A 2,088-nucleotide genomic window follows, 5' to 3' on the forward strand; every position below is an offset into this window, starting at 1 on the left:
CTACTCCCCCTACCCCTCTTCTCCCCCTACTTGCCTTTACCCGTCATTTTTGGATTGACAGACTACTAGCTTATGGGGCATATTTTTGTAAGAATTCGCTTGGAGTGAAACATTCAAATTCTTCAGTTTGCTCGACAAGTGCGCGAATTAGTTTGTAATTTCTGGATACAAAACATTTTGCTTTTCCTTGCTTGGCAGTCAGGTAAACACCTGCATCTTCACGGGGAATTATGCCAGCATCAGCTATCGCTTGAATATCTTGGTCTTCTACAAATATGAAATCTACTTTCAATTGCTGCCAAAGTCTTGTTAACAGACCACTTGACCAGTCTTTGTTTTGCAAGCGTTTACCAACTCGTAAGATTTGATCGATAAGTTCTTGAGAGAAGATAACTCTAGTTTGCTCATCGCTGTTTAAATCAAGCGCTCCCAGAATGTAGATATTTGTGTCAATAAATACCGATTTGGGTAAACTAGAACTTGATTTCACCGTCATTTAGCCTCTGCGCTCTCTCTGTGGATATTTCTTGTTTTACATCCTGAATGAGTTCCATAATTTTGTCAGTTGAGTCATATCCAGATTTGGTAAAAAGTTGCCGCGACATAGTTGCAAATCCATCGTTTGATAGCTGTTCTCGGCGATCGCTAATTCCTATCAAATGTTGAAACATTTCTAAACTTAACAGCACTGCTTTTTGTTGCCCTTCTTGAACTAAGGCGATCGCTTCTCGCTTAGAGTTCGCTTGTTGGATTAGCCCAGAAAGCTCTTGGTTCTCATGTACATTTGCTTCTAGCATATAGTTTGCTGTTTTGAAGTCAGTTATAATTCTATTCTATGTTATGCGATCACCCGAACTCACGACTCACAGGAATAGCGATTACTAGGTCGCGGTTCGCTGTCGCATTCCCTATAGGGCGATCTCGAAGTGCTGCTGCAAGCAGTTCGCCTTTTATTATGGAGAAGTTAATGTTATATTTTTCATAATTATAAGGTCGTGTATTTTGTAGGAATAACTAGTATGTCTGCCTTATCTAAACAAATTTTACAAACGGTAGAGGTATTACCGACGGAAGATCAGTATCAGGTGTTAACTTTTGTAGAGTCTCTTTGGAAAAAACGTCAGGACGCAATCACTACGTCTCTAGAAACAAATTCCCTCTCGTTTTTTGAGGTAGCTCAAGCTTCGATTGGGGCAGGGGAGGGACCAGGCGATCTTTCAACAAATCCTGATTATATGCAGGGCTATGGCCAGTAATGCACTATCAGGTAATTGTTGACACAGGGATTTTACTGGCTTTAATTGACCGCAATGATGTCCACCATACTTGGGTAACAGAACAATTAAAGGAAATTGCTCCCCCATTACTAACTTGTGAAGCGGTGATTTCAGAAAGTTGGTTTTTGTTACAACGAGTAAAGAGGGGGCGAGAAATTTTACTGCAATTGTTAGCTCAGAAACAGATCATTATTCAGTTTGATTTGGATGCGGAGTTGGTGACAGTAATGACATTATTAAGTCGCTATCAATCAGTACCAGTTTCTTTAGCAGATGCGGAATTAGTCCGAATGTCGGAACTATACCCTAGTAGTCTGATTTTTACTCTCGATAGTGATTTTCTCGTTTACAGAAAGAACCGCGATCGCCCAATTCCTTTGCTTATGCCTCTATTAGATACTTAAATATGATTCCAGATATTGTAAAGTGCATTACTTAACGCGCCTTTTTGCTTGTAATTATGATTAGTTTGTAATTATTATTTATTATGCGCTACGCTAATACATTCTACTGTTACTATTTTAAAAAAAATTTAGGGCGATCGCTCAACTGTGCCGTTCGGATCATAATATTGCTACTCGACAGAAGTTAAATATATTGCTACAATGCAATATATGAAGGCCACTCTAATCGCCAAAGCAAAAGAAGTTAATGACGACGGATCAATCGTCGAGGTTGTTATATGACCTGAGTTCGACGGAAGAGAATAACTTACAAGTGTTGACTGGAAAGAGTTTCAGGATTAAATGAATTTTTAGCGGTTATCAATAATTTCCGGTTATTGACAATTTCTTGGGAATAAATAATATAA

General features: G+C 38.8%; 4 protein-coding genes. 2 read left to right on the forward strand and 2 right to left on the reverse strand.

All coding sequences use genetic code 11. The features are described 5' to 3' along the window. Nucleotides 1-70: 70 nt before the first annotated feature. Nucleotides 71-496 (reverse strand): hypothetical protein, encoded by a 426-nt coding sequence (locus IQ228_RS25160; protein WP_027404684.1) that lies wholly within the window; start codon nucleotides 494-496, stop codon nucleotides 71-73. Further along, entirely contained in the window at nucleotides 474-797 is a 324-nt protein-coding gene (locus tag IQ228_RS25165; protein WP_027404683.1) for a hypothetical protein, read from the reverse strand. The genes IQ228_RS25160 and IQ228_RS25165 overlap by 23 nt, the downstream gene beginning before the upstream one ends. 222 nt (nucleotides 798-1,019) lie before the next feature. On the opposite strand from IQ228_RS25165, the gene IQ228_RS25170 reads away from it, so the two are divergent. After that, nucleotides 1,020-1,256 carry a hypothetical protein gene (locus tag IQ228_RS25170; protein WP_193964869.1) on the forward strand — a complete coding sequence of 79 codons (237 nt, stop codon included), beginning with the start codon at nucleotides 1,020-1,022 and terminating at the stop codon, nucleotides 1,254-1,256. Beyond that, nucleotides 1,256-1,681, forward strand: coding sequence for a type II toxin-antitoxin system VapC family toxin (locus IQ228_RS25175; protein ID WP_193964870.1), 426 nt, complete (start codon nucleotides 1,256-1,258; stop codon nucleotides 1,679-1,681). The genes IQ228_RS25170 and IQ228_RS25175 overlap by 1 nt, the downstream gene beginning before the upstream one ends. Nucleotides 1,682-2,088: the final 407 nt, after the last annotated feature.

Source organism: Dolichospermum sp. LEGE 00246 (assembly GCF_015207865.1).
GTDB lineage: Bacteria > Cyanobacteriota > Cyanobacteriia > Cyanobacteriales > Nostocaceae > Dolichospermum > Dolichospermum heterosporum.

Coding starts and splice junctions, on each gene's coding strand:
- IQ228_RS25175 (WP_193964870.1), top strand. CDS start 1,256: ATGCACTATCAGGTAATTGTTGACACAGGGATTTTACTGGCTTTAATT.
- IQ228_RS25170 (WP_193964869.1), top strand. CDS start 1,020: ATGTCTGCCTTATCTAAACAAATTTTACAAACGGTAGAGGTATTACCG.
- IQ228_RS25165 (WP_027404683.1), bottom strand. CDS start 797: ATGCTAGAAGCAAATGTACATGAGAACCAAGAGCTTTCTGGGCTAATC.
- IQ228_RS25160 (WP_027404684.1), bottom strand. CDS start 496: ATGACGGTGAAATCAAGTTCTAGTTTACCCAAATCGGTATTTATTGAC.